At 67.3% G+C, this 1,704-nt stretch carries 1 protein-coding gene; it reads right to left on the bottom strand.

Annotated elements, in window-relative coordinates:
* Nucleotides 1-1,704, bottom strand: a 1,704-nt coding sequence (locus tag AC3ERS_RS36530) for a condensation domain-containing protein (protein ID WP_431972725.1), incomplete at both ends; no start/stop codon positions are given.

The raw sequence follows: 1,704 nt of genomic DNA, 5'->3' as shown, positions 1-1,704 counted from the left end.
TGCGGCCGCAACGGCACGATCCGCTCCGCATCGGCGACCGGGAGGGCACTCGTTTCCGTGAGATCGAGCGCGTCGATGCGCAGCACCGGCACGGTGGATGTCTCCGGAAGAGCTGTCCCCTCGCCGGTGGTCAGCACACACACCGGCTCGGCCACGCTGAAGATCTGCCCGATGCGTTCGGCAGGCAGGTCGGGATCGACCGGCACGTACCCCCCGCCAGCCTCGACGATCGCGTAGATGCCCACCAACAACTCGATCGACCGCGGCATGGCCACCGCTACCAGCGTTTCCGGACCCACTCCGAGCGAGATCAGATGCCGGGCCAGCCGGTGGACGCGGGCACCGAGTTCGGCATAGGCCAACCGAACGTCCTCGAACACCACCGCGACCGCGTCCGGGGTCGCCGCCACCTGCGCCGCGAATCCGTCGAGCAACTGCCGTTCGGGTACCGGATGCGCGGTCTCGTTCCACACCGCCATACGCTGCAACTCGTGTGCCTCGAGCAGAGGCAGATCCCCGACCGGCATCGCCGGGTCCGCGGTCACCGCTTCGAGAATCCGCACGAATCGGTCGGCGAATCCGTGGACTGTCGTCTCGTCGAACAGGTCTGTCGCGAAGGTGAATTCGACATCCATCCCGGCCGGAGCATTGTCGGGCCCGAGTCGCTCTACGAAGGTCGATTGCAGGTCGAACTTCGCCACCGGCAGGTCGGCCTGCATGGCCTCGACGGTCAGCCCCGGCAGCTCGAATCCCGCTGGTGCGAAGTTCTGGAATACCAGCAGCACCTGGAACAGCGGTGCGTGCGCTGTCGAGCGTGCCGGTGCCAGTTCCTCGACCAGCCACTCGAAGGGCACCTCCGCGTGCGCGAGCGCCGCCAGATCCACTTCCCGGGTGTGTTCGAGCAGGTAAAGGAACGACGACCCCGGTTCCACCCGGGTGCGCAGCACCAGGGTGTTGACGAACATCCCGACCAGATCGTCGAGCTCGTGCTCACCGCGACCGGCGATCGGGGTGCCCACGGCGATGTCGTCACTGCCCGACAGCCGTGCCAGCAACACCGTCAACACCGCATGGACCACCATGAACGAGGTCGCATCATGCTCGCGGGCAAACACATTCACCCGCCGATGCAGGCCCGCCTCGACGGTGAACTCGATCCGCCCACCCCGCATCGAGGCCACCGCGGGTCGGGGCCGGTCGGTCGGCAACGCCAGCATCTCCGCGAGCCCGGCCAACTCCCGTTTCCAGAATGCGAGTTGCCGCCCGGCCATCGATTCCGGATCGTCGGCCTCCCCGAGCATTTCCCGCTGCCACAACGCGTAATCGGCGTATTGCACCGGCAGTGGCGCCCATCCCGGCATCTGCCCCCGTGACCGTGCTGCATAGGCCACCATGACATCTCGCGCGAACGGCCGTATCGATGATCCGTCCCCGGCGATGTGATGCACCGCTACCGCCAGCACATGCTCTTCGTCCCCGACTCGGAACAGCCTCGCTCGCACCGGCACCGCCGCCGCCACATCGAAGCCCGTCCCCAACACCTGCCCCACCCGTTGTATCAATTCCGCCTCGGTCACCGGTACCGGTGACAGATCCACCCCGACCGCCTCCACCGGCAGCACCACCTGCGCCGGACCCGCTCGGTCACTGGGATACATCGTGCGCAGCACCTCGTGCCGGTCGAGCACATCGGTCACCGCGGCT

The organism is Nocardia sp. bgisy134 (genome assembly GCF_057708325.1).
This window is presented reverse-complemented; position numbering and strand designations above follow the sequence as displayed.